Origin of the sequence: Rhizobium rosettiformans (genome assembly GCF_016806065.1) — a bacterium.
Lineage (GTDB): Bacteria > Pseudomonadota > Alphaproteobacteria > Rhizobiales > Rhizobiaceae > Allorhizobium.
The window spans coordinates 2,102,593-2,121,999 of sequence record NZ_CP032405.1; the positions used below are offsets into that span (position 1 = coordinate 2,102,593).

At 60.8% G+C, this 19,407-nt stretch carries 19 protein-coding genes; 13 read left to right on the forward strand and 6 right to left on the reverse strand.

The features are described 5' to 3' along the window. Positions 1-3 precede the first annotated feature (3 nt). A complete protein-coding gene (gene ligD, locus D4A92_RS10115; RefSeq protein WP_203019653.1) occupies positions 4-2,586 on the reverse strand; it encodes a DNA ligase D in 2,583 nt (860 codons plus the stop codon). Between the two features lies 1 nt (position 2,587). After that, positions 2,588-3,430 carry a Ku protein gene (locus tag D4A92_RS10120; protein ID WP_203019655.1) on the reverse strand — a complete coding sequence of 281 codons (843 nt, stop codon included), beginning with the start codon at positions 3,428-3,430 and terminating at the stop codon, positions 2,588-2,590. A 415-nt stretch (positions 3,431-3,845) separates the two neighbouring features. Between D4A92_RS10120 and D4A92_RS10125 the strand changes: the two genes are divergently transcribed. From D4A92_RS10125 to visR, 13 genes are all read left to right on the forward strand, one after another. Further along, a complete protein-coding gene (locus tag D4A92_RS10125; protein ID WP_203019657.1) occupies positions 3,846-5,483 on the forward strand; it encodes a globin-coupled sensor protein in 1,638 nt (545 codons plus the stop codon). Positions 5,484-5,618: 135 nt separating this feature from the next. After that, positions 5,619-5,918 (forward strand): STAS domain-containing protein, encoded by a 300-nt coding sequence (locus D4A92_RS10130; protein WP_006726299.1) that lies wholly within the window; start codon positions 5,619-5,621, stop codon positions 5,916-5,918. Then, entirely contained in the window at positions 5,915-6,280 is a 366-nt protein-coding gene (gene cheY1 / locus D4A92_RS10135) for a chemotaxis response regulator CheY1 (protein ID WP_006726298.1), read from the forward strand. Before D4A92_RS10130 ends, cheY1 begins: the two co-directional genes overlap by 4 nt. Positions 6,281-6,296: 16 nt before the next feature. Continuing rightward, complete coding sequence (locus tag D4A92_RS10140; RefSeq protein ID WP_203019659.1) at positions 6,297-8,549, forward strand: chemotaxis protein CheA; 2,253 nt, start codon at positions 6,297-6,299, stop codon at positions 8,547-8,549. 4 nt (positions 8,550-8,553) lie between these two features. Continuing rightward, on the forward strand, positions 8,554-9,024 hold the full coding sequence (locus D4A92_RS10145) for a chemotaxis protein CheW (protein WP_203019661.1): 471 nt from the start codon (positions 8,554-8,556) through the stop codon (positions 9,022-9,024). Then, positions 9,021-9,923 (forward strand): protein-glutamate O-methyltransferase CheR, encoded by a 903-nt coding sequence (cheR, locus tag D4A92_RS10150; RefSeq protein ID WP_203019663.1) that lies wholly within the window; start codon positions 9,021-9,023, stop codon positions 9,921-9,923. Before D4A92_RS10145 ends, cheR begins: the two co-directional genes overlap by 4 nt. Further along, positions 9,923-10,969: a protein-glutamate methylesterase/protein-glutamine glutaminase gene (gene cheB / locus D4A92_RS10155; RefSeq protein ID WP_203019665.1), complete on the forward strand. Its 1,047-nt coding sequence runs from the start codon at positions 9,923-9,925 to the stop codon at positions 10,967-10,969. Before cheR ends, cheB begins: the two co-directional genes overlap by 1 nt. Further along, positions 10,969-11,358 carry a response regulator gene (locus tag D4A92_RS10160; RefSeq protein WP_006726293.1) on the forward strand — a complete coding sequence of 130 codons (390 nt, stop codon included), beginning with the start codon at positions 10,969-10,971 and terminating at the stop codon, positions 11,356-11,358. Before cheB ends, D4A92_RS10160 begins: the two co-directional genes overlap by 1 nt. Further along, on the forward strand, positions 11,355-11,909 hold the full coding sequence (cheD, locus tag D4A92_RS10165) for a chemoreceptor glutamine deamidase CheD (protein WP_203019667.1): 555 nt from the start codon (positions 11,355-11,357) through the stop codon (positions 11,907-11,909). The genes D4A92_RS10160 and cheD overlap by 4 nt, the downstream gene beginning before the upstream one ends. Positions 11,910-11,922: 13 nt before the next feature. Beyond that, positions 11,923-12,312, forward strand: coding sequence for a chemotaxis protein CheT (gene cheT / locus D4A92_RS10170; protein ID WP_006726291.1), 390 nt, complete (start codon positions 11,923-11,925; stop codon positions 12,310-12,312). A 171-nt stretch (positions 12,313-12,483) separates the two neighbouring features. Continuing rightward, complete coding sequence (gene fliF / locus D4A92_RS10175) at positions 12,484-14,178, forward strand: flagellar basal-body MS-ring/collar protein FliF (RefSeq protein ID WP_203019668.1); 1,695 nt, start codon at positions 12,484-12,486, stop codon at positions 14,176-14,178. A gap of 268 nt (positions 14,179-14,446) precedes the next feature. After that, positions 14,447-15,196 carry a transcriptional regulator VisN gene (visN, locus tag D4A92_RS10180; protein ID WP_203019669.1) on the forward strand — a complete coding sequence of 250 codons (750 nt, stop codon included), beginning with the start codon at positions 14,447-14,449 and terminating at the stop codon, positions 15,194-15,196. A gap of 10 nt (positions 15,197-15,206) precedes the next feature. Then, the gene (gene visR, locus D4A92_RS10185) at positions 15,207-15,956 is read left to right on the forward strand and encodes a transcriptional regulator VisR (protein ID WP_203019670.1); all 750 of its coding nucleotides are present in this window, start codon (positions 15,207-15,209) and stop codon (positions 15,954-15,956) included. 7 nt (positions 15,957-15,963) lie between these two features. Here visR and D4A92_RS10190 read toward each other — a convergent pair whose 3' ends face one another. From D4A92_RS10190 to fliN, 4 genes are all read right to left on the reverse strand, one after another. After that, positions 15,964-16,404, reverse strand: a complete 441-nt coding sequence (locus tag D4A92_RS10190; RefSeq protein ID WP_203019671.1) for a hypothetical protein — start codon at positions 16,402-16,404, stop codon at positions 15,964-15,966. 5 nt (positions 16,405-16,409) lie between these two features. Then, the gene (gene flhB / locus D4A92_RS10195) at positions 16,410-17,492 is read right to left on the reverse strand and encodes a flagellar biosynthesis protein FlhB (protein WP_203019673.1); all 1,083 of its coding nucleotides are present in this window, start codon (positions 17,490-17,492) and stop codon (positions 16,410-16,412) included. Between the two features lie 182 nt (positions 17,493-17,674). After that, the gene (fliG, locus tag D4A92_RS10200) at positions 17,675-18,715 is read right to left on the reverse strand and encodes a flagellar motor switch protein FliG (protein ID WP_203019674.1); all 1,041 of its coding nucleotides are present in this window, start codon (positions 18,713-18,715) and stop codon (positions 17,675-17,677) included. 28 nt (positions 18,716-18,743) lie between these two features. Then, the gene (fliN, locus tag D4A92_RS10205; RefSeq protein WP_203019675.1) at positions 18,744-19,391 is read right to left on the reverse strand and encodes a flagellar motor switch protein FliN; all 648 of its coding nucleotides are present in this window, start codon (positions 19,389-19,391) and stop codon (positions 18,744-18,746) included. Positions 19,392-19,407 lie beyond the last annotated feature (16 nt).

Consider the following 19,407-nt stretch of genomic DNA (forward strand, 5'->3'; position numbering starts at 1 on the left):
TTCCTAGCGGGTCTTCTTGTTTCTCCCGGCGGTGAATGCCAGCGGCGCTTCCGCCTTGCGGAAGTCGGCCCATGGATCGGCATCGAGGCTCGCCAGCCGTGTCGGCACGTTTTCGACCGTGAAATGGTTGGGCAGTATGTCGGGGCTGAGCTCCTCGAACCAGAGCGGCATCGACACGGGCGCCCCGGGCCGGGCGCGCGTGGAATAGGGCGCAACCGCCGTCGCACCCCGGCCGTTGCGCAGATAGTCGATCAGGATCTTGCCCTTGCGTTTCGCCTTGCTGACCGTCGAGACATAGTCGGTCGGACTGTCAGCGCTCATGCTGTCCGCCAGTGCCTTCATGGCAGCCTTGACTTCAGGCCATTTCGCCTTCGGCTTGAGTGGCGCCACCACATGCAGGCCTTTGCCCCCCGAAGTCTTGACGAAACCTGTAAGGCCCATGTCCGCAAACCGCTGCCGGACCTCGAAGGCCGCGTCAATCACCCGTTCCCAGGTGACATCGGGACCGGGATCGAGATCGATATTCACCATATCCGGACGCTCGAGATCGCCGGCCCGTGAGCCCCAGGGGTGGATTTCGAGCGCAGCCCCCTGCATCAGGGAGAGAAGCCCCTCAATATCGTGGATGCCGACGTGACCCCCGTCGTCTTGTGGGTCGCGGATGGTGATGATCTCCTTGCGCATGCCGCGCCACCCATGTTTCTGAAAGAAACACGTCTTTTCGTGCCCTTCCGGGCACCGCAACAGCGCAAGTGGTCTGTCGACGATGAACGGCGCGATCAGGGGCCAGACGAGGGCGTAGTAATCCGCAAGCCCTTCCTTCGTGACGCCAGCCTCCGGCCAGTAGAGGCGGTCGGGATGCGTCAGCGTTATGTCACGACGTGCCGCCTCCGCTTCGCCCTTCATCTTCTTGTCCGCTGCTGCGCCGCTCTTGCCGGTTCCGGCCTTCTTCGTCGATGTGGCCGCCGTCGGCGCCTCCTGAATCACGTCCCTTGCGGCCTTGTCTTCGCGCAGCCCACGGAAGGATGCATGGCGCAGATGGGCATCCCCTGTCCATCCACGAAACTCGATCTCGGCGACGAGTTCCGGCTCGACGAAAACCGCGTCTTTGCGTTCGGCACCCGTCAGCTTGTCTTTGAACGGGCTCTTGTCGCGCAACAGCGGCTGGAGCCTGGTGAACACCTGTCGGGCCACCGTTCGGCTATATCCGGTACCGACACGCCCGACATGCCGCAGTCCGTCCGCCTCGTTGACGCCCATGATCAGAGAGCCGATGGCCTTGTCGGATACGGAAGACGGCACATAGCCCCCGATGACCAGTTCTTGGCGGGCCGTACATTTCGACTTGACCCACTCCCGCCCGCGACCCGATCGGTACGGCGCATCGGCGACCTTGGAGATCACCCCTTCGAGGCTGAGGCGGCAGGCGTGTTTGAGAACGAGATCGCCGCTCTCGTCGAAATGACTGGAATACTTGAGCGGTACGCCTGCCTCGCTGATCAATGGCTCCAGCAGTGCCTTACGGTCCCTGAGTGAGGCGCCGGTCAGGTCCTGCCCGTCAAGATGCATGATGTCGAAGATATAGTAGGTGAAACGGTCATCGCGACCGTCGCTCAGATCCTGCTGAAGCAGGGAGAAATCGCTGCTGCCATTGCCGCTTTCGACCACGATCTCACCGTCGAGCAGCGCCGTCTGAACAGGCAGCCCCTTGAGGGCAGATGCAATCCGCTCGCCGAAGCGCTCCGTCCAGTCCAGACCCGTCCGCGTCAAGAGCTGCACCCGGCCATGATCGATCCGTGCCTGGCTCCGGTAGCCGTCCAGCTTGATCTCGTGCAGCCACCGGCTTCCTTTCGGCACTGTCTTAACGAGGGTGGCGAGCGCCGGCGCCAGGAAGTCCGGCAAGCTGCCCGTCTTGCCACCCTTGATCGAGGCTGCATTTGGCGAGGACGAACCTCCGCGTTCGGCAGGCCGTTTGGCTTTCTTCGCTCCAGTCTTCCGCGAGTTCCAGACGGCAGCCTTGCCGTCGCCTTTCAGGCTTTCGATCGATCGGCCGCTTTTCACCGATAGCGGCTTTTCCTCGATGATGTCGGGATCATCAGGCTGCCGTGCGGCCTCGTCTTCTCCCTTGATCAACAGCCAGTTCTCGCGTGTTTCGTCTTCCTTGCGTGCCATGCGCACCAGATGCCAGTGTCCCCCAAGCTTCTCGCCCTTCAGCGTGAATTCGAGGTGGCCTTTCTTATAGCCCTTGCGCATGTCATGGATCGGTTCCCAGGTGCCGCGGTCCCATACGATCACCTCACCGGATCCGTATTGTCCGGGCGGAATGACGCCTTCGAAATCGCCGTAGGCGAGGGGATGATCCTCCACATGCACCGCCAGCCGCTTGTCGCCCGGCACCAGGCTCGGACCGCGCGTGACGGCCCAGCTTTTCAGCACGCCGTCCATCTCCAGACGCAGGTCGTAATGCAGGCGTCTCGCCGCATGTTTCTGGATGACGAAGCTATTGCCCTTGCTCGTGGCCTTTGCGGCCTTCGGCTCCGGCGTGGCCTTGAAGTCGCGTTTGCGGCGATATTCGGAGAGCGACATGTCAGCTCGCCTTCTTCTGCTTCGTCGTCGATGCGGCGGCCGTCTTCCGCTTCGGTTCCGACTTCTCCTCCTTGGCTCCAGCACTCTTGCGCAGCGCATCGAGCAGGCTTGTGACATTCTCCGGCTTCCGTTTCGGCAGCTTCTTCGGTTTGCGCCCGGCAATCTTGGCTTTCACGAGTTCGGTCAGGGCCGCCTCGTAGCGGTCCTCGTACTGGCTCGGGTCGAATTCACCCATCTTCGTGCCGATGATGTGCCGCGCGAGATCCATCATCTCCTTGTCGATGCGAACCTTGGAGATGTCGGAAAAGCTCTCGGCCGGATCCCGCACCTCGTAGTCGTAGTTGAGTGTCGTGGCGATCATCCCCCGCCCGTGGGGCCGCACAAGGACGCTGCGAACTCTGCGGAACAACACTGTCCGGGCAACGGCAGCGACACCCTTCGTCTCCATCGTGCTGCGGATCAGATCATAGGCCTCGACGGACTGCCGGTCGGCCGGCGCCAGGAAATACGGGCGCTCCAGGTAGAGGGTGTCGATCTTGTCGCAATCCAGAAAGGCCGACAGCTCCAGCCGCTTGTCGCTTTCGGGGACAGCATCGCGGATCTCGTCGGGCTCGAGGATGACCGTCTGGCCCTCCGCCGTGTCATACCCCTTGACCAGATCGTCCTTGCCGATGGGGCGACCGCTGTCTTCGTCGACATATTCGCGTCGGACGCGGTTCCCCGTGTCTCGGTTGATGATGTGGAATGAGGTTCGCTCCTGAGCATTGACCGCCGAGTAGAGAGCCACGGCGCATCCGAGATCGCCGATGGCAAGATGCCCTTTCCAGATAGCCCGTGCGCTCACGTTCCACTCCTGTCGCTTTTCGGCGCAACGACGCGGAGACGGGCTTTGTTCCGCCGGCTGCAACCTCAGGCATATGGGAATACAACGTTATTTTCTCATATTAGAGATTGCGGCTTGAAGTGGAGATTTCATTAACCTTCAAGCAAGGAATTAACCATAAAGATTGGGAGACACGTCGGAGTGGGACTCGCTTGAGAGTTTCCTTCGGGCATGACGCCATCCCGTCGTACCGGTTCTGGTCCGGTCTGTATTTCACATGGAAACAGTTTGATGAGCTGTCAGACCATGATGCGGACGGCAACGGGAGCGGGTTCCCGAGCATTCTTTCCTCCGCCATCTGGCCTGCAGCACTGTCGAGCGACAGAAGGTCCGCCGTATAGGCGGCCATAGTGCGGGACGAATGACGGGTCAGGGGATGTCCACGGAGCGGGCGACGGGATCACAGGCAGGCAGCCTGCGTGATCGCTTGCGCTTTGCCGGCCTCGACGAGGCGCAGTGCGAGCTTCTCCGGCAGAACCGTCATACTCTTTCGCAGCCCTTGAAGACGGCACTTCGCGATCTTTTCCAGCGGCTGCAGTCCTCTCCGGATGCGGCGCGTGTGTTCAGCAGCGAACGCCAGTATGACCGGCTTCATGATCTTCTTTCATCCCACTGGGATGTCCTCACCGATGCCCGTTTCGATGCGCTCTATGCCGAACGGGTGAAGGTTCTGTCCGACAGCGAAAGCCGCATGGGTCTCGATCCTCGTTGGCATGTGGCGGGTCACGCGGTGGTTCTGGAACACCTAGTAACGAGCGCGATCGCCGACGCGACAGGCTCCGGCCTGTTGCCATCGAGCCGTCGTCGCCAGCGCGAGGTGTCCGATCTGGTGGCTGCCCTGGTGCGACTGGTGATGGTCGATGTCGAGATAGCGGTATCGCTTCGCTTCAACGAATTGCGCCTGAAACACCACCGCGATCTCGCGGCGCAGCGCGAGCATGATCGCGCCGAGTTCGAGAGCGTCTTCCGCCCGGTCGTTGATGCGCTGGCATCAGGCGATTTGACCGCCCGCACGGCAGCAGATGTCCCGGAAGCCTATGCGGACCTCGCAGGCCGCATGAACGAGGCGCTCGAGCAGCTCCAGACCGCCTTCCTCTCCTCCGAGGAGAAGCTCGCAGTCGCCCGAGACGCAACCGGTCGCATGGCCGAAACTGCCCGCACCTATGCGAACCGCGCCGAGGATCAATCCGGTGCGCTGGACGAGACGAGCCGTGCCCTGCAGGACCTCACCAGCAGCGTGCGCGAAAGTGCCGGTCAGACGAAGCGCGCCGAAGCCACGGTGGCCGCGACCCGAAATTCCGTTGAATCGAGTGGCGCGGTCGTCGGACAGGCGATTTCCGCCATGGCCGACATCGAAGCATCTGCCGAGCAGATCGGCCACATCATCGGCGCGATCGACGAGATCGCCTTCCAGACGAACCTTCTGGCGCTGAACGCCGGGATCGAGGCTGCCCGTGCCGGCGACAGTGGCCGTGGCTTCGCCGTCGTCGCCCAGGAAGTCCGCGCACTCGCACAGCGCTCCGCCGACGCCGCCCGTGAAATCAAGACGCTTGTTGCGACGACGAAAAACCAGGTTGAAGCCGGCGTGGAAATGGTGGCGAAGACGCAAGGTGCGATCGCCGACATCGTGCTTCAGGTCGGCGATATCAGCGGAACCGTTTCCGACATGGCCGAAAGGACCGACCGCCAGGCCACAGAACTCGCCGGCATTGCCGGAACGGTCGCGGCGCTCGGTGCCGATATCGGCAACACAGCAACTATAGCGCGCCAGTCGAGCCAGGGCACGGACGATTTGCACAAGGTCATCCTGGAACTGGGCGCGACGATCCGTGAATTTCACATCGAGCGGCAGACCCGCCGGGCGCCCAGTACAGCCGGACGCATCCAGCTCTCCGGCCAGCGCGAGCAGGGGGCACCGGTTGCGAATGCCACCGCTTATGCCGCTCCGGACACGATGGAAGACGAATCCGCCGACTTTGGTTTCCCGGTCCACATCGCGGGGCTCGGAGGGTGAGGGGATTGTTTACCACCATGCGCTACACAAGGAAGTTAAGGGCGGAAAGTTCGGCAATCCATCCGGGGGAATGGTTCTCCTGGGAACCAAATTCGGGTCTGGTTGCCGCAGCCTTGGGACATAAGGAAAGAAATGATGGCAAGTAAGAAAGGCGATCAGAAGAGTCTGAAGCTGGCCGCGATATTGGACCTGAACGAGGCATCCAATCTCAAGGCCAATATTCTCTCTTTGCGTGGTGCCCCTTTGACGATCGATGCCTCCGGTGTCGAGCGCGTCGGTGCTCAGTGCGTGCAGGTCCTGATGGCAGCCGCCAAGGCCTGGGAAGCTGACAAGCATCCCTTCTCATTTGGAAAGGCCTCCGAGGCTTTCCTGAAAACCCTTCAACTGATTGGCGTGAACATCGATCATCTGCTCGCTAAGGAGATCCGGCAATGAAGAAAAAAGTGCTCACCGTGGATGACTCCAGAACCATTCGAAACATGCTTCTGGTCACCCTCAACAACGCAGGCTTCGAGACCATTCAGGCCGAAGACGGCGTCGAGGGCCTGGAAGTGCTCGAAGAATGCAATCCCGACGTCATCGTGACCGACATCAACATGCCGCGTCTCGACGGCTTCGGTTTTATCGAGGGTGTTCGCCGGAACGAAAAGTATCGTGCGGTTCCGATCCTGGTCCTGACCACGGAAAGCGATGCCGAAAAGAAGAACCGCGCCCGCCAGGCCGGTGCGACAGGCTGGATCGTCAAGCCTTTCGATCCGACCAAGCTGATCGATGCCATTGAGCGTGTAACCGCCTAAGCCGGGATTTTCTCCTATGGATATGAACGAAATCAAAGAGATCTTTTTCCAGGAATGCGAGGAGCAGCTCGCGGAACTGGAATCCGGTCTTCTGAAAATGAATGATGGAGATCGCGATCCGGAAACGGTCAATGCCGTATTCCGCGCGGTTCACTCCATCAAGGGCGGTGCAGGTGCTTTCGGTCTTGATGACCTGGTTGCCTTCGCGCACGTCTTCGAGACGACTCTTGATTGCGTTCGTTCCAACAAGCTGGAGCCCGGCCCGGAAGTCATGAAGGTGATGTTGAAGTCGGCCGACGTTCTGGCCGACCTGGTCACCGCTTCCCGCGACGGCGGCAGTGTCGACGAAAGCCGCTCGAGCGGCCTGGTCAAGGAACTGGAAGCCCTGGCAAACGGCGAAATGCCGGCCCCGTCGGCAGCACCGGTTGCCGCCGCAAAGCCGGTCGCAAAGGCTGCAGCGCCGGCACCGGCGGCTGCACCGAGCGACGATAGCGGCTTCCAGCCGATCCCCTTCACTTTCGACGACTTCGGCGGTGAGGAGCAGGAAGCAAGCGTCTCGACCTTCGACGTGACCTTCAAGCCACGCCGCGAACTCTACTCGAAGGGCAACGAATCCGCCCTCCTGCTGCGCGATCTGTCCCGCCTCGGCGAGATGAGCATCAACTGCAACATGGACGACCTGCCGTCGCTCGAAGAACTCGATCCTGAAGGCGCCTATTTCCACTGGGCCATCCAGATCAAGGCGGAAAAGGGCGAGGAAGGCATTCGTCAGGTCTTCGAATTCGCCGAATGGGATTGCGACCTCGACATCAAGCTGCGTGAGGCCGAGGCAGCAGCCCCGACCGAAGAACTGCCGATGATCCCGGTCCCGTTCGATCTGTCTGCGCTCGACGACGGTTCGGAAGCCGCCGAGGAGCCCGTCGCCGCTGCCGTCGAGGCTGCCGAGACTGCCTCCAACGTCATGAAGATGGCAGCCAGCGCCGCCAAGCCCGAGAAGAAGGAATCGCCTGCTGCAGCCGCTGCTGCCGCAGCCGCTGCCGCCGCTCAGGCCAACAACGCCGCCGGTCAGACCATCCGCGTCGATCTCGACCGCGTTGACCGCCTCATCAACCTCGTCGGCGAGCTCGTCATCAACCAGGCGATGCTTTCCCAGAGCGTGATCGAAAACGATGCGACCGGTACGTCGGCCGTCAACATGGGCCTCGAAGAGCTGCAGCAGCTTACCCGCGAGATCCAGGACTCGGTCATGGCGATCCGCGCGCAGCCGGTAAAGCCGGTCTTCCAGCGCATGTCGCGTATCGTTCGCGAAGTCGCCGACATGGTCGGCAAGTCGATCCGTCTGGTCACGGAAGGTGAAAACACCGAAGTCGACAAGACGGTCATCGACAAGCTCGCCGAGCCGCTGACCCACATGATCCGAAATGCAGTCGACCACGGCATCGAAAGCCCGGAAAAGCGCGCTGCCGCCGGCAAGGAGCCGGAAGGCACGATCAAGCTGACGGCGAAGCATCGCTCTGGCCGCATCGTCATCGAACTCGTCGACGACGGTGCCGGTATCAACCGCGAGCGTGTCCGCCAGAAGGCGATCGACAACGAGCTGATCGCAGCCGACGCAAACCTGACCGACGAAGAGATCGACAACCTGATCTTCGCGCCGGGCTTCTCGACCGCCGACAAGATCTCGGACATTTCCGGTCGTGGCGTCGGCATGGACGTCGTCAAGCGCTCCATCCAGGCACTTGGCGGTCGCATTTCGATCACCTCGCGTCCGGGGCAGGGCTCGACCTTCACCATGAGCCTTCCGCTGACGCTCGCCGTCCTCGACGGCATGGTCGTCACGGTCGCCGGGCAGACTCTCGTCGTGCCGCTGACGGCGATCGTCGAGACGCTGCAGCCTGAGGCCCAGCACATCCATTCGTTTGGCGCCAACCAGCGCCTGATCTCGATCCGCAACTCCTTCTGCCCGCTGGTCGATGTGGGCCGAATTCTGAACTTTCGCGGCACCCAGGCAAACCCAATGGAAGGCGTCGCCCTCCTGGTGGAATCCGAAGGCGGTGGCCAGCGCGCTCTGATGGTCGACGCCATCCAGGGGCAGCGTCAGGTCGTCATCAAGTCGCTGGAAGCCAACTACACCCACGTTCCTGGCATTGCTGCCGCAACCATCCTTGGTGATGGACGCGTCGCACTGATCCTGGATGTGGATGCCGTTGTCGCCGCTTCGCGTGGTCAGTCCCTCAAGCAGGAAATGTCGTTAGCCGTCGCAGGGTAATAGTATGTCGTATGCGGTCAAAAACTTGGTCCAGGGAGATCGGGAGCTCATCGCCTTCCGTATTGGCGGTCAGGAGTTCTGCGTAAACATCATGTCGGTACGCGAGATCCGGGGATGGACCCCGGCAACCCCGCTACCGCATTCCCCGCACTACGTTATGGGCGTCATCAACTTGCGTGGTGCCGTCCTGCCGATCATGGACCTGTCCCTGCGTCTGGGCATGAAGCCCGCCGAGCCGACCGCCCGCCACGTCATCATCGTGGCCCAGGTCAAGTCTCGGGTCGTGGGTCTCCTGGTGGATGCCGTCTCCGACATCCTCACGGTGAGCGATACCGACATTCAGCCGACGCCGGAGGTCTCCTCCGACCTCGAAAAACAATATGCCCGTGGCATTCTCGCCATCGACAAGCGGATGATCTGCCTGGTCGAGCTTGGTGCACTTTTCAACGAAGCCGCCGAAAGCGAGGCTGCATGACCTTTGCAATGAGTACATCCCGTCAATCGGACGACGAAGTCCTCGCCAGCGGCGAATACCCGCTGACCCGACGGGACCTGAACGAGATTGCTGCCATGATCTACTCGGATGCGGGCATCGCGCTGAACGACAGCAAGGCTTCGCTCGTCTACTCGCGACTGTCCAAGCATATCCGCAATCTTGGCCTGTCCGGTTTCCGCGCCTATTGCCAGCTGGTCGCCTCGCCGGAGGGATCGGCCGAGCGCCGCGAGATGCTCTCGCACCTGACGACCAACTTCACGCGCTTCTTCCGCGAGAACCATCACTTCGAGCATCTTCGTGACGAGGTACTGCCGGGGCTCATTCAGCGTGCGAAGTCCGGCGGACGCGTACGCATCTGGTCCGCCGCAAGCTCGGACGGCCAGGAGCCCTATTCGATTGCCTTGACCGTATTCCAGGCCTTTCCGAACGTGCTGGACTACGACTTCAAGATCCTTGCCACCGATATCGATCCGAAGATCCTCGCCATCGCCCGACAGGGTGCCTATGACGAGCAGGCGCTCGAAACCGTGTCGCCTGCCATCCGCAAGCAGTGGTTCAAAGAAGTCGAGATCGGCGGACGCCGCAAGTTCCAGGTCGACGAGCGCCTGAAGCGTCTGATCACCTACAATGAACTGAATCTGATGGCCCAGTGGCCCTTCAAGGGCAAGTTCGACGTCATCTTCTGCCGCAACGTCGTGATCTACTTCGACGAGCCGACGCAGATGCGCATCTGGACCCGTTTTGCCGATCTGCTGCCGGTCGGCGGACACCTGTATATCGGCCACTCCGAGCGCGTCTCGGGTGACTCGAAGAACGACTTCGACAACATCGGCATCACCACCTATCGCTACATTGGCAAGAACGGAGGGCGAAAGTAATGGCGGCACCTGCACGCGTTCTCGTCGTCGACGACAGCCCTACGATGCGTGGACTGATCACGGCCGTCCTCAACCAGGATCCGGATGTCAGCGTCATCGGTCAGGCCGGCGATGCCATGGAAGCTCGCGCAGCGATCAAGCAACTCAATCCCGATGTCGTAACCCTCGACATCGAGATGCCGAACATGAACGGTCTTGAGTTCCTGGAAAAGATCATGAAGCTGCGGCCCATGCCGGTGATCATGGTTTCGACCATGACGCATCGCGGCGCGGAAGCCACTCTTGCGGCACTCGAAATCGGCGCCTTCGACTGTGTGGCAAAGCCCCAGCCAGGTGAGCCTCGTCCGTTCGGCGAGCTTGCCGAGAAGGTCAAGGCAGCGGCGCGTTCCCTGCACCGGCATCATTCGGCACCGCAAGTCCGGCCCGTCGCGGCCGCGCCTGCCGCAGACTTCCGCGTCGGCCGTAAGATCGTGGCCATCGGCTCGTCCACCGGTGGCGTCGAAGCGCTGATCGCCGTTCTGCAGAAATTCCCGCGCAATTGCCCGCCGACGGTGATCACGCAGCACATGCCTCCAACGTTCACGAAGAGCTTCGCCGAGCGTTTGAACCGTCTTTGCGCTCCCGTGGTGGAGGAGGCCACGGATGGTGCAAGGCTGGAGATCGGCAAGATCTATCTTGCCCCGGGCGGCGAGCGTCACCTGCAGGTGTCCAACGCCTCGGCGCCCTGCTGCCGCCTGGTCGAGCGCGCGCCGGTCAACGGACACCGGCCTTCTGTCGATGTTCTCTTCGATTCGGTTGCCGAGCTTGCTGGCCGCAACGCGGTCGGCGTGATCCTGACAGGCATGGGGCGTGATGGCGCCTCCGGTCTTCTGAAGATGCGTCACGCCGGTGCTCGCACCATCGGTCAGAACGAAAAGACCTGTGTGGTCTATGGGATGCCACGAGTCGCCTATGAGCTGGGCGCTGTCGAGCATCAACTGCCTCTCACCTCCATTGGCGAGGAAATCCTCAAACTCACTGCTGCCCGAAAAGAAGGTATTGAATAATGTCCCTAGCCGAAAAAATCAAAGTTCTGATCGTCGACGATCAGGTCACAAGTCGCCTGCTGCTCAGCGACGCGCTGACCCAGCTGGGCTTCAAGCAGATCACTGCCGCCGGTGACGGCGAGCAGGGCATGAAGATCATGGAGCAGCAGCCCCATCACCTGGTCATCTCGGACTTCAACATGCCGAAGATGGACGGCTTGGGCCTGCTTCAGGCGGTTCGCACCAATCCCAACACCAAGAAGGCGGCCTTCATCATCCTGACCGCGCAGGGCGACCGTGCGCTCGTCCAGAAGGCGGCACAGCTGGGTGCCAACAACGTCCTGGCGAAGCCGTTCACCATCGAGAAGATGAAGGCGGCCATCGAGGCTGTATTCGGAGCGCTGAAATGACTGAAGACGGTGCAGCAAAGCGCGTCCACATTATTCAAGGGGAGTGGAAGGTCAGCAAGGATCCGAATGTGGTCCTGTCGACGATCCTCGGTTCGTGTGTTGCTGCCTGTATTCGGGATCCGATTGCAGGAGTAGGTGGCATGAACCACTTCCTGCTTCCGGGTTCGGCAGTGCCCGGTGCTGGTGGCGGCGACGCTACCCGCTACGGCGTTCACCTGATGGAGCTTTTGATCAACGGCCTTCTGAAGCAGGGCGCTCGCAGGGATCGCTTGGAGGCCAAAGTTTTCGGTGGCGCCAAGACGATAGCGACGTTCTCGAATGTCGGCGAACAGAACGCAGCATTTGCTCAGCAATTCCTGCGCGACGAAGTCATCAAGGTCGTCGGGTCCTCCACGGGCGGAGACCACGGCCGAAAGCTGGAATTCTGGCCGGTCAGCGGCCGGGCAAGACAGTATCCGCTCACGGGCGCAGAAACGCAGAAGACGGTGGCGCTGGAGCAGCGTCCGGTTCCTGTTTCGAAGCCGGTGGAAACCTCAATCGAGTTCTTCTAGTACTGGACATCGGATGCAAAACGAACACTTGGCGGGAAACCAGGATACGCGGGAAGAACTTCCGGAAATCCTCATGCGCATCGTCAGCGAGCTACACGACGTGGCTTATCTGATCGAGCGTGTGGAACCGCACCTTCTCGAACTCGGCGGCCCGAAGGTACTGGAGCATCCGGACAGCCTCAAGGTTCTGCAGGGCATTGACCTGGCCGTTCAGAAGGCGCGCGGACTGGCCGAATTTGTCGACACCATCACCGGGACGATCCCGTCGGACTGGATGATCGACATGACGACGGCATTGAGCCTCGTGAAGCTTGCCGACATGCAGAAGGCGCTGGGCGCAGGCCTTCGTCATGGTCATTCGCAACCGCTGGTCAAGGCTGCAGGCGACTTCGACTTCTTTTAACCTCCCTTCAAAACCCCTCTCCATACGCACGGGCCGCAGATCCTGAATCTGCCATATGCCGAAATGAATTCGGCTTTCCCGTCCCGCGAAACGTTCGCACAAGTTTCGATTTCTATTGTCGCGCCAAGGGCAAAAGCGCCCAGACCCTCCTTGTAGATGGTGCGAGACAGAATGAATCTGTTAAATCAATTACTTCAGATACCTAAAAATTTCGCGGCGATGGGCCAGACGAAGATCCTGGCCATGGCCGGGGTTGCTGTCGTTTCCTTCGCGATCATCATTGCAGGCGCACTCTACGTCAACAAACCCTCCTACGAGACGCTCTATGTCGGCCTCGAACCGGTCGACATGAACCAGATCAGCATCGCTCTTGCCGAATCGGGCGTCGATTTTCAGACCGGTGCCGATGGCCAGAGCATCAGTGTGCGTGCCGGCATGACCGGGAAGGCGCGCCTTCTGCTCGCCGAGCGTGGGCTGCCCAATAGCGCCAATGCCGGCTACGAGCTTTTCGACAATGTCGGCTCGCTGGGCCTGACTTCGTTCATGCAGGAAGTCACGCGTGTCCGCGCGCTGGAAGGTGAAGTCGCACGCACCATCCAGCAGATCGCCGGCATCGCCGCCGCCCGTGTCCACATCGTCATGCCGGACATCGGCAACTTCCGCCGCGGGCAGCAGAAGCCGACGGCATCCGTCATGATCCGCGCTTCGTCGGACGCCGGCCGCAAGGCCGCCGCATCGATTCGTCAGCTGGTTGCGTCCTCTGTTCCGGGCCTCGACGTCGAGGACGTGACGATTCTTGATTCAACAGGCCAGCTGCTTGCGGCAGGTGACGAGACGGGTGGCGAAGCCTCCCGTTCGCTGGGCGTCGTTCAGTCCGTTCAGCGCGAAGTCGAGACCAACATTGACAAGGCGCTGGCGCCGTTCCTCGGAATGGACAACTTTCGTTCCAGCGTCATGGCCCAGATCAACACCGACAGCCAGCAGATCCAGGAAACGATCTACGACCCGGAATCGCGTGTGGAGCGTTCCGTTCGTGTCACCAAGGAACAGCAGAAGTCTCTCCAGCGTCAGTCTGACACGGCTGCGACCGTAGAACAGAACATTCCCCAGGCAGCGCCCGAGGCCGGCGGCGGTGGCCCTCAATCGTCCGACGAGCAGGACAAGAAGGAAGAGCAGACCAACTACGAGATCAACAGCAAGACGGTCGCGACGGTCAAGAACAGCTACACCGTCGAGAAGCTCTCCGTTGCCGTCGTCGTCAATCGTGGCCGCATCGCCAAGATGGTGGGTGAGCCCGTCGACCAGGCCAAAATCGACGCCTATCTCGCCGAGATGCAGAAGATTGTGACCTCTGCAGCTGGCCTCGACACCAATCGCGGTGACGTCGTTACCCTGACGGCCATGGACTTTCTGGAAAACCAGTTGCTCGAAGAATCCGCGACCGGCCCCGGCTTCATGGAAATCCTGAGCCGTAATATCGGCGGGATTATCAACTCCTTGGCCTTCGTTGCCGTCGCCTTCCTCATTGTCTGGATGGGCATCCGTCCGATGATTCGCACCGCAGGTGGCGGTGGTGCCGAAACGGCACTCGCTGGCGGAATCGGTGAGCAGGCTGCCGGTCTGGAACTGCCCGACTTTTCTCCCGCTATCGGTGGCGGGGCAGGGGGCGGTCTCATGGACGGCTTCGGGTCCGACTTTGGTTTCGACTCGACCGACGACCTTCTCACCATGGACGACGACCCGAATGGCGGCTTCAACCGCCGGGTCAAGGAAGGTCCGGAGCGGCGCCTCTCGCGCATGGTGGAAATCTCGGAAGAGCGCGCCGCCAAGATCCTTCGCAAATGGGCTGTGGACAACGCCGCCTGATTTTCAAGAACAAGCGAGTACCAACCGCGCCCTCCGGGCGCGGTTTTGCATTGTAGTCCCATAACGATACGGGGTTGCACCAGAGGTCATCGCCGGGCATGCTTGGACCCGTCGCGCAATACCGCAAATGCCTGTGACCTTTGCCACTTTATATTTTACAGTGAACATGATTCGGTAGTCTGAGATTGGGTCGTATGTGAGTCGGCTGCACTCGGACGTGGCGAAGACTGCGACAATGCTAGGCTGTCACTTCAAAGGGGCACATTGAATGGATGCCGAGCTGACAACAGAGGGCAATGAGGGGCGGTCGCGTGCCGCTTCTTCGGCAGAGCCTCTGCAGAAAGGCTCATCGTCGAAGGACGTGTTGATCCGAAGGCTGGCGACCCCGGCGCTCTCGGGCGACATGGGCCAGTGCCTTCGCGTTCTCTGTGACTATGTCGGCGCCTCACATCACCTTCTCGCGCGCTATGATCTTGTCCAGGAGGAGGGGCTCGACTTCGTCGTAGCTGCGGATTGGCCATTCGATCTCGTCCGTCGTCTTGAGAGCGAACTGGCAACGAGCTACTCCCAGTCTACCGAGCTCGAGAAGTGCTTGTCGGTACTGCAGCCGAAATATGCCATTCTGCCTGATGATGCGCATGTGCCCGCTGGCACCAGCCGTCAGTACTGCACGGTAACCCTCAATGTCGGTCGAACCCGTCTCGCTCTGCTTTTGCTCTTCCCGCAGGACTATGTGCTGTCGCCCGAGCGCTTGCGGGAAGTCGGCTTGCTTGCCGCTTATGCGCTGAGCCTGTCGGCCAACAAGGGGCACAAGAGCGACCGCGACTTTGATTTGACGGATCGTGAACTGGAATGCCTGTTCTGGATTGCAGAGGGCAAGACCAGCGACGAGATCGCCACGATCCTCGGCATCTCGCGCAACACGATCAACAACTACATCACGAGCGTGATGCGCAAGACTGCGACGAAGACACGCTCGGAAGCCATCGCCTATGCGGTGCGCAACAATCTCGTTTGAGGGAGCAGGAATGGCCACCACAACCAGACCAGGCGGAAACATCCTCGAAGATGCGACTTGGTCAGGCCAGCGCCCCGTCACTTCCCGCTCGGACATCTTCCCGAAGCTCGTGTCGCTGCAGCGCTCTTTGAATGCACGCGGCTTTGCAGCGTTTCGCGTGGCCGGCGCCAGCCTCCCGCACAAGCGACGCCTGGATCCGGAATTCGAGAACTGGAGCAGCGGCCTCAGCAGCGGCCGTGAAGCTTTTATCGGTGCCTATGGAGACGCACTTCTGGCGCATATCGAGACTTCGACGCTGCCGGTGCTCTGGAGCGCGGAAGAGAAGACGAGCTTCCTGGATGCGTCGGACTTCACGCCCTTTGCGGTCCAGTTGCCAGAGCGCCTGCTACCCTATTCCGGTATCGCTTTTCCGGTGCGTCTCGGTGCTGTCGGGAACGGCTATGTCGTGTTTCCGACGATCGGCGGAGCCGACTTGCCTGGCGAGCTGATCCTTGCTGTGCATAGCCACTGCTACAAGGTGATGACCGATATCCTCTCGCTGGACGAGCGCCGGGCGGCACCATCCGAAACCTTGAGCGAGCGTGAGATCGCCTGCCTGCAGCTTGCAGGCGATGGGCGCATCAGCGAAGAAATCGCAGAACGTCTCGGCCTGTCGGTGCATACCGTCAATGCCTATCTGGGTTCGGCAACCATCAAGCTTGATTCGGTCAACCGCATTCAGGCGATCGCCAAGGCGATCCGCCTCGGCTACATCACCTGAGCCTGTCTCATCCGTAGAGCGGGGACGCTTGCCCCTTGACGAAGCGCGCCTCTTCCAGGCGTTCTTCCAGCATCCGCGTATTGGCGTCCGGATCTCCGGAGGTGTCGTGAAACGCGATATGCTTGATGTCGAGGCCGGCATGCTCGTTGGTCAGCGTGAGCTGCGAATAGATGGTGACGCCGCGCGGCTTGATCTCAAGATCGAGCACGACTTCCGGCGGACCACCCCATTCGAGTCGATAATCGCCACCGGCGCCGAAGACGACGGTACCCGGATGGAAATAGAGTTCGGCTGCGGACGAAACGAGGTCCGAGAGATTTCCGTAAAGTTCAAAGCGCAGAAGTGAAATGAGGTCGGCAGCGTCCAGAAGGCGCAATTCGCTCGCGACAGGGCTGATGGCCTCCGCCACGATGCGTTCACGCTGGTTGGTATAGGAGCACTTCTTCATCGGGCCTAGCGTATCCGTTTCTTGGGGGCCTTGGACGCATAGACCCGGTGCACGAGCTCTGCGACTGCCTTGTAAAATACTGACGGAATGACGCTATCCACCGAGACTTGCGCAAACATGGAGCGGGCGAGCGGCGGATCTTCAAAAATGGGGATGTCGTTTTCACGGGCGATTTCTCGAATCTTCAGCGCCACCAGGTCCTGTCCCTTGGCAACCACCACTGGCGCCTCGTTTTCCTCGCGTACATAGCGCAAGGCGACCGCAAAGTGGGTCGGATTGGTGATCACCAGCGTCGCGCGGGGAACGCTCGCAATCATGCGCTTGCGGGCCCGATCCCGTGCAATGGAGCGCTGGCGGGCCTTGACGATCGGGTCGCCCTGAGCCTGTTTGTACTCTTCCTTCACCTCATGCTTGGTCATGCGCAACTGTTCGTACCAGTGATACCGCGTCCAGAAGATATCGACTGTTGCCAGCAGCGCCGTCGCCATGACGACGATGATCATCATCTTGTTCAGGATCTCGGACATCTTGACGAAAATGACCTGAGGGTCGGAGAACATCGTGTCGATGACGGCGAAGTAGTCGCTGCGCAGCGCAAACACCATGATCGCCGAGAGAACTATGATCTTGAAGATCGATTTGGCGAATTCGACCATGCCCTGAGAGCTGAAGATGCGATTCCAGCCTTTGACGATCGAGATGCGGTTCGCTTGGGGCCTGATTCGTTCCAGGACGAAATAGGGCATGTTCTGGGCGACATTGGCGGTGACCCCGAACAGGATCAGCATGATCAGCATGGGCGCGAGAAAGGCGCCAATCTCCCAACCGAGATGGGTGAAGAGCGAGACGACATCGACGGCCGTTCCGAGATACCACTGGTCTGGGCGCTCGAAGATGTCCTTCAGCGACTGAGCCAGCCGCGTGACCGCGCCGGGGAGAAAGAACACGGCAAAGACATAGAAGCCGAGTGCTGTCGCAAAGATCGGTGCCTCGCGGGAGCTCGGCACGTTTCCCTTCTCCATCGCATCCCGAAGCTTTTTCTCGGTCGGGTCTTCGGTTTTGCTGTCTTTGTCGTCATCTTCGGCCATGGCCGCTGCCATCCTCGGAGGCTGCACCGGGCGGGATTGATGATGCCCCGGTCAATTGCGCCGTTTGCGCCTTGCGCCCACAGCCACCGGAAAGGTGCCGGTATCTGGAACGTAGACACCCGCCGATTGGGGTTCAATCGGCGGGTGATCAAAAGGACCGGGTTTTCAACAGAGGTGACCGCTCACGCCGCCTGCGTATCGCCGCCTTCGGTATCTTTCAGCTGAATCTGACCTGCATTGGCGAGGCGGATGGCTTCCTGCGCCACGGCGCGGCGTGCGATCGCGATCTCCCGCGGGTTGATTCCGGCGGTTCCGGCCTGCAGGTCTGATTCGATCATGCGGCGCGAGCGCGGGCTGATCGAGGCCAGCACGCATTCCTTGATCTCGGCGCTGGCGCCGCGCAGCGCCATTGTCAAGATATCGCCGGAGATGTCGTTCAGCAGCAGCACTCGGCTGCGTTGCGGCATGGCCAGCAAGTCCTCGAAGAGGAAGATCTTCGGACGAACCTTATTGACCGATTCCTTGCTGATCGATTCGAGCGACTGGAGCAGGGTATCGACTTCGGGCTTCTCCAGTTCGTTCATCAGTTCCGCCACCTTGGCCGAGCCGGTGGAGTTCTTCTCGGCTTCGATTTCGGCGATCAGGTCGTGAACGCGGTTTTCGATGATCTGAGCCGCCTTTGGGCTGACGTTCTTGAGGTTCACCGTGCGGTTCATAATGTCTGCGCGACGGCTTTCCGGCAGCTTCAGGAGCACCTTGGCGCCGAACGAAGAGGGCAGCATCGAAAGGATGTAGGCGACAGTCTGGGGATGCTCGCGCATCAGGAAGCGCGCGATGAAATCAGGATCAGCATCCTGCAGACGGTCCCAGATGGACGCTTCATAGGCCTGGAACGCGGTGCGACGTCCGAGAAGTCCATCGACTTCCTCGGGCGTCAGGCCTTCCTCGAGAATGCTCTCGATGGCCTTGGCATTGTCCATGAGGCCCGCGCCTTCGGTGAACAGGTCTTCGAACTCGTTGACGAGCTCGGTCAGTTCATCCGGTGGAATGGTGCGTAGGGTCTGTGCCGATGCGATGATCGTCTGCAGCTCCGCCTGCGTGAAGTATTTGAGCAGCTTGCCGGCAACGCCCTTTCCCATGGCCAGCAGCACGGCGGCTGCCTTATCGGCCTGGGAAAGCGGTTTTCCGGTTAAGGGGCCGCCAAAATCGTCGAAGTCCATCATGGTCTTGTCCTCTCTGGCCCGTCATGGGTCAGGATGTCTTGGTCGCCATCACTTCAATCAGCTTGACACCAAATCGTGTATCGTCGTTCTCGAGAACGGTGATCTCGCCGCGCGCAATGCGACGACCATTCACCATGATCTCGACGGGTTCGCCGATCTTCTTGTCCAGCGCGATAATGGCGCCTTCTTCGAGGTTCATCAGGCCGGAGACCTGCATACGGCTGGAGCCGAGCACGATCTGGACCTCGATCGGGATGTCCATGATCAGGTCGAGATTGGCGGTCAGGCCGCTACCCGGTTCCTGCTGCGTGCCGCTGGCTCCACCGAAGTCGGCGCCGCCGCCAAAATCGCTGCCGCCGCCGAAATCGCTGGAACCGCCAAAGTCGCTCGTTCCGCCAAAATCGCTGCTGCCACCGAGATCGCTGGAGCCACCGAAATCGCCGAGCCCGAAGTCATCGCTCGGGGCCGCTGCAGCGCCGCCGCCGAAATCCGACTCGAACGCCGCGAGCGGGTCGTCCTTGAGGCCAAGGTCCGAACCGAAGTCGCCGAGCCCGCCGTCTGCATCCGCCTTGAGGACGCCGCGCAGGTCATCTACGGCCTGGTCGAAATCGGTGTCGCTCGCGCCCGGCATCGCCAGCGCGTCGTCATCCTTCGGTGGTGTCTTCTTCGTTGCCATGGATTGATTATTCCTC

Excerpts from the sequence above, each read along its gene's own strand:
- cheR (WP_203019663.1), top strand. The coding sequence starts at position 9,021 with ATGACCTTTGCAATGAGTACATCCCGTCAATCGGACGACGAAGTCCTC.
- cheB (WP_203019665.1), top strand. The coding sequence starts at position 9,923 with ATGGCGGCACCTGCACGCGTTCTCGTCGTCGACGACAGCCCTACGATG.
- flhB (WP_203019673.1), bottom strand. The coding sequence starts at position 17,492 with ATGGCCGAAGATGACGACAAAGACAGCAAAACCGAAGACCCGACCGAG.
- D4A92_RS10130 (WP_006726299.1), top strand. The coding sequence starts at position 5,619 with ATGGCAAGTAAGAAAGGCGATCAGAAGAGTCTGAAGCTGGCCGCGATA.
- D4A92_RS10140 (WP_203019659.1), top strand. The coding sequence starts at position 6,297 with ATGGATATGAACGAAATCAAAGAGATCTTTTTCCAGGAATGCGAGGAG.
- visR (WP_203019670.1), top strand. The coding sequence starts at position 15,207 with ATGGCCACCACAACCAGACCAGGCGGAAACATCCTCGAAGATGCGACT.
- cheD (WP_203019667.1), top strand. The coding sequence starts at position 11,355 with ATGACTGAAGACGGTGCAGCAAAGCGCGTCCACATTATTCAAGGGGAG.
- fliN (WP_203019675.1), bottom strand. The coding sequence starts at position 19,391 with ATGGCAACGAAGAAGACACCACCGAAGGATGACGACGCGCTGGCGATG.
- fliF (WP_203019668.1), top strand. The coding sequence starts at position 12,484 with ATGAATCTGTTAAATCAATTACTTCAGATACCTAAAAATTTCGCGGCG.
- visN (WP_203019669.1), top strand. The coding sequence starts at position 14,447 with ATGGATGCCGAGCTGACAACAGAGGGCAATGAGGGGCGGTCGCGTGCC.
- D4A92_RS10190 (WP_203019671.1), bottom strand. The coding sequence starts at position 16,404 with ATGAAGAAGTGCTCCTATACCAACCAGCGTGAACGCATCGTGGCGGAG.
- D4A92_RS10160 (WP_006726293.1), top strand. The coding sequence starts at position 10,969 with ATGTCCCTAGCCGAAAAAATCAAAGTTCTGATCGTCGACGATCAGGTC.
- ligD (WP_203019653.1), bottom strand. The coding sequence starts at position 2,586 with ATGTCGCTCTCCGAATATCGCCGCAAACGCGACTTCAAGGCCACGCCG.
- D4A92_RS10125 (WP_203019657.1), top strand. The coding sequence starts at position 3,846 with ATGTCCACGGAGCGGGCGACGGGATCACAGGCAGGCAGCCTGCGTGAT.
- D4A92_RS10145 (WP_203019661.1), top strand. The coding sequence starts at position 8,554 with ATGTCGTATGCGGTCAAAAACTTGGTCCAGGGAGATCGGGAGCTCATC.
- cheT (WP_006726291.1), top strand. The coding sequence starts at position 11,923 with ATGCAAAACGAACACTTGGCGGGAAACCAGGATACGCGGGAAGAACTT.
- fliG (WP_203019674.1), bottom strand. The coding sequence starts at position 18,715 with ATGATGGACTTCGACGATTTTGGCGGCCCCTTAACCGGAAAACCGCTT.
- cheY1 (WP_006726298.1), top strand. The coding sequence starts at position 5,915 with ATGAAGAAAAAAGTGCTCACCGTGGATGACTCCAGAACCATTCGAAAC.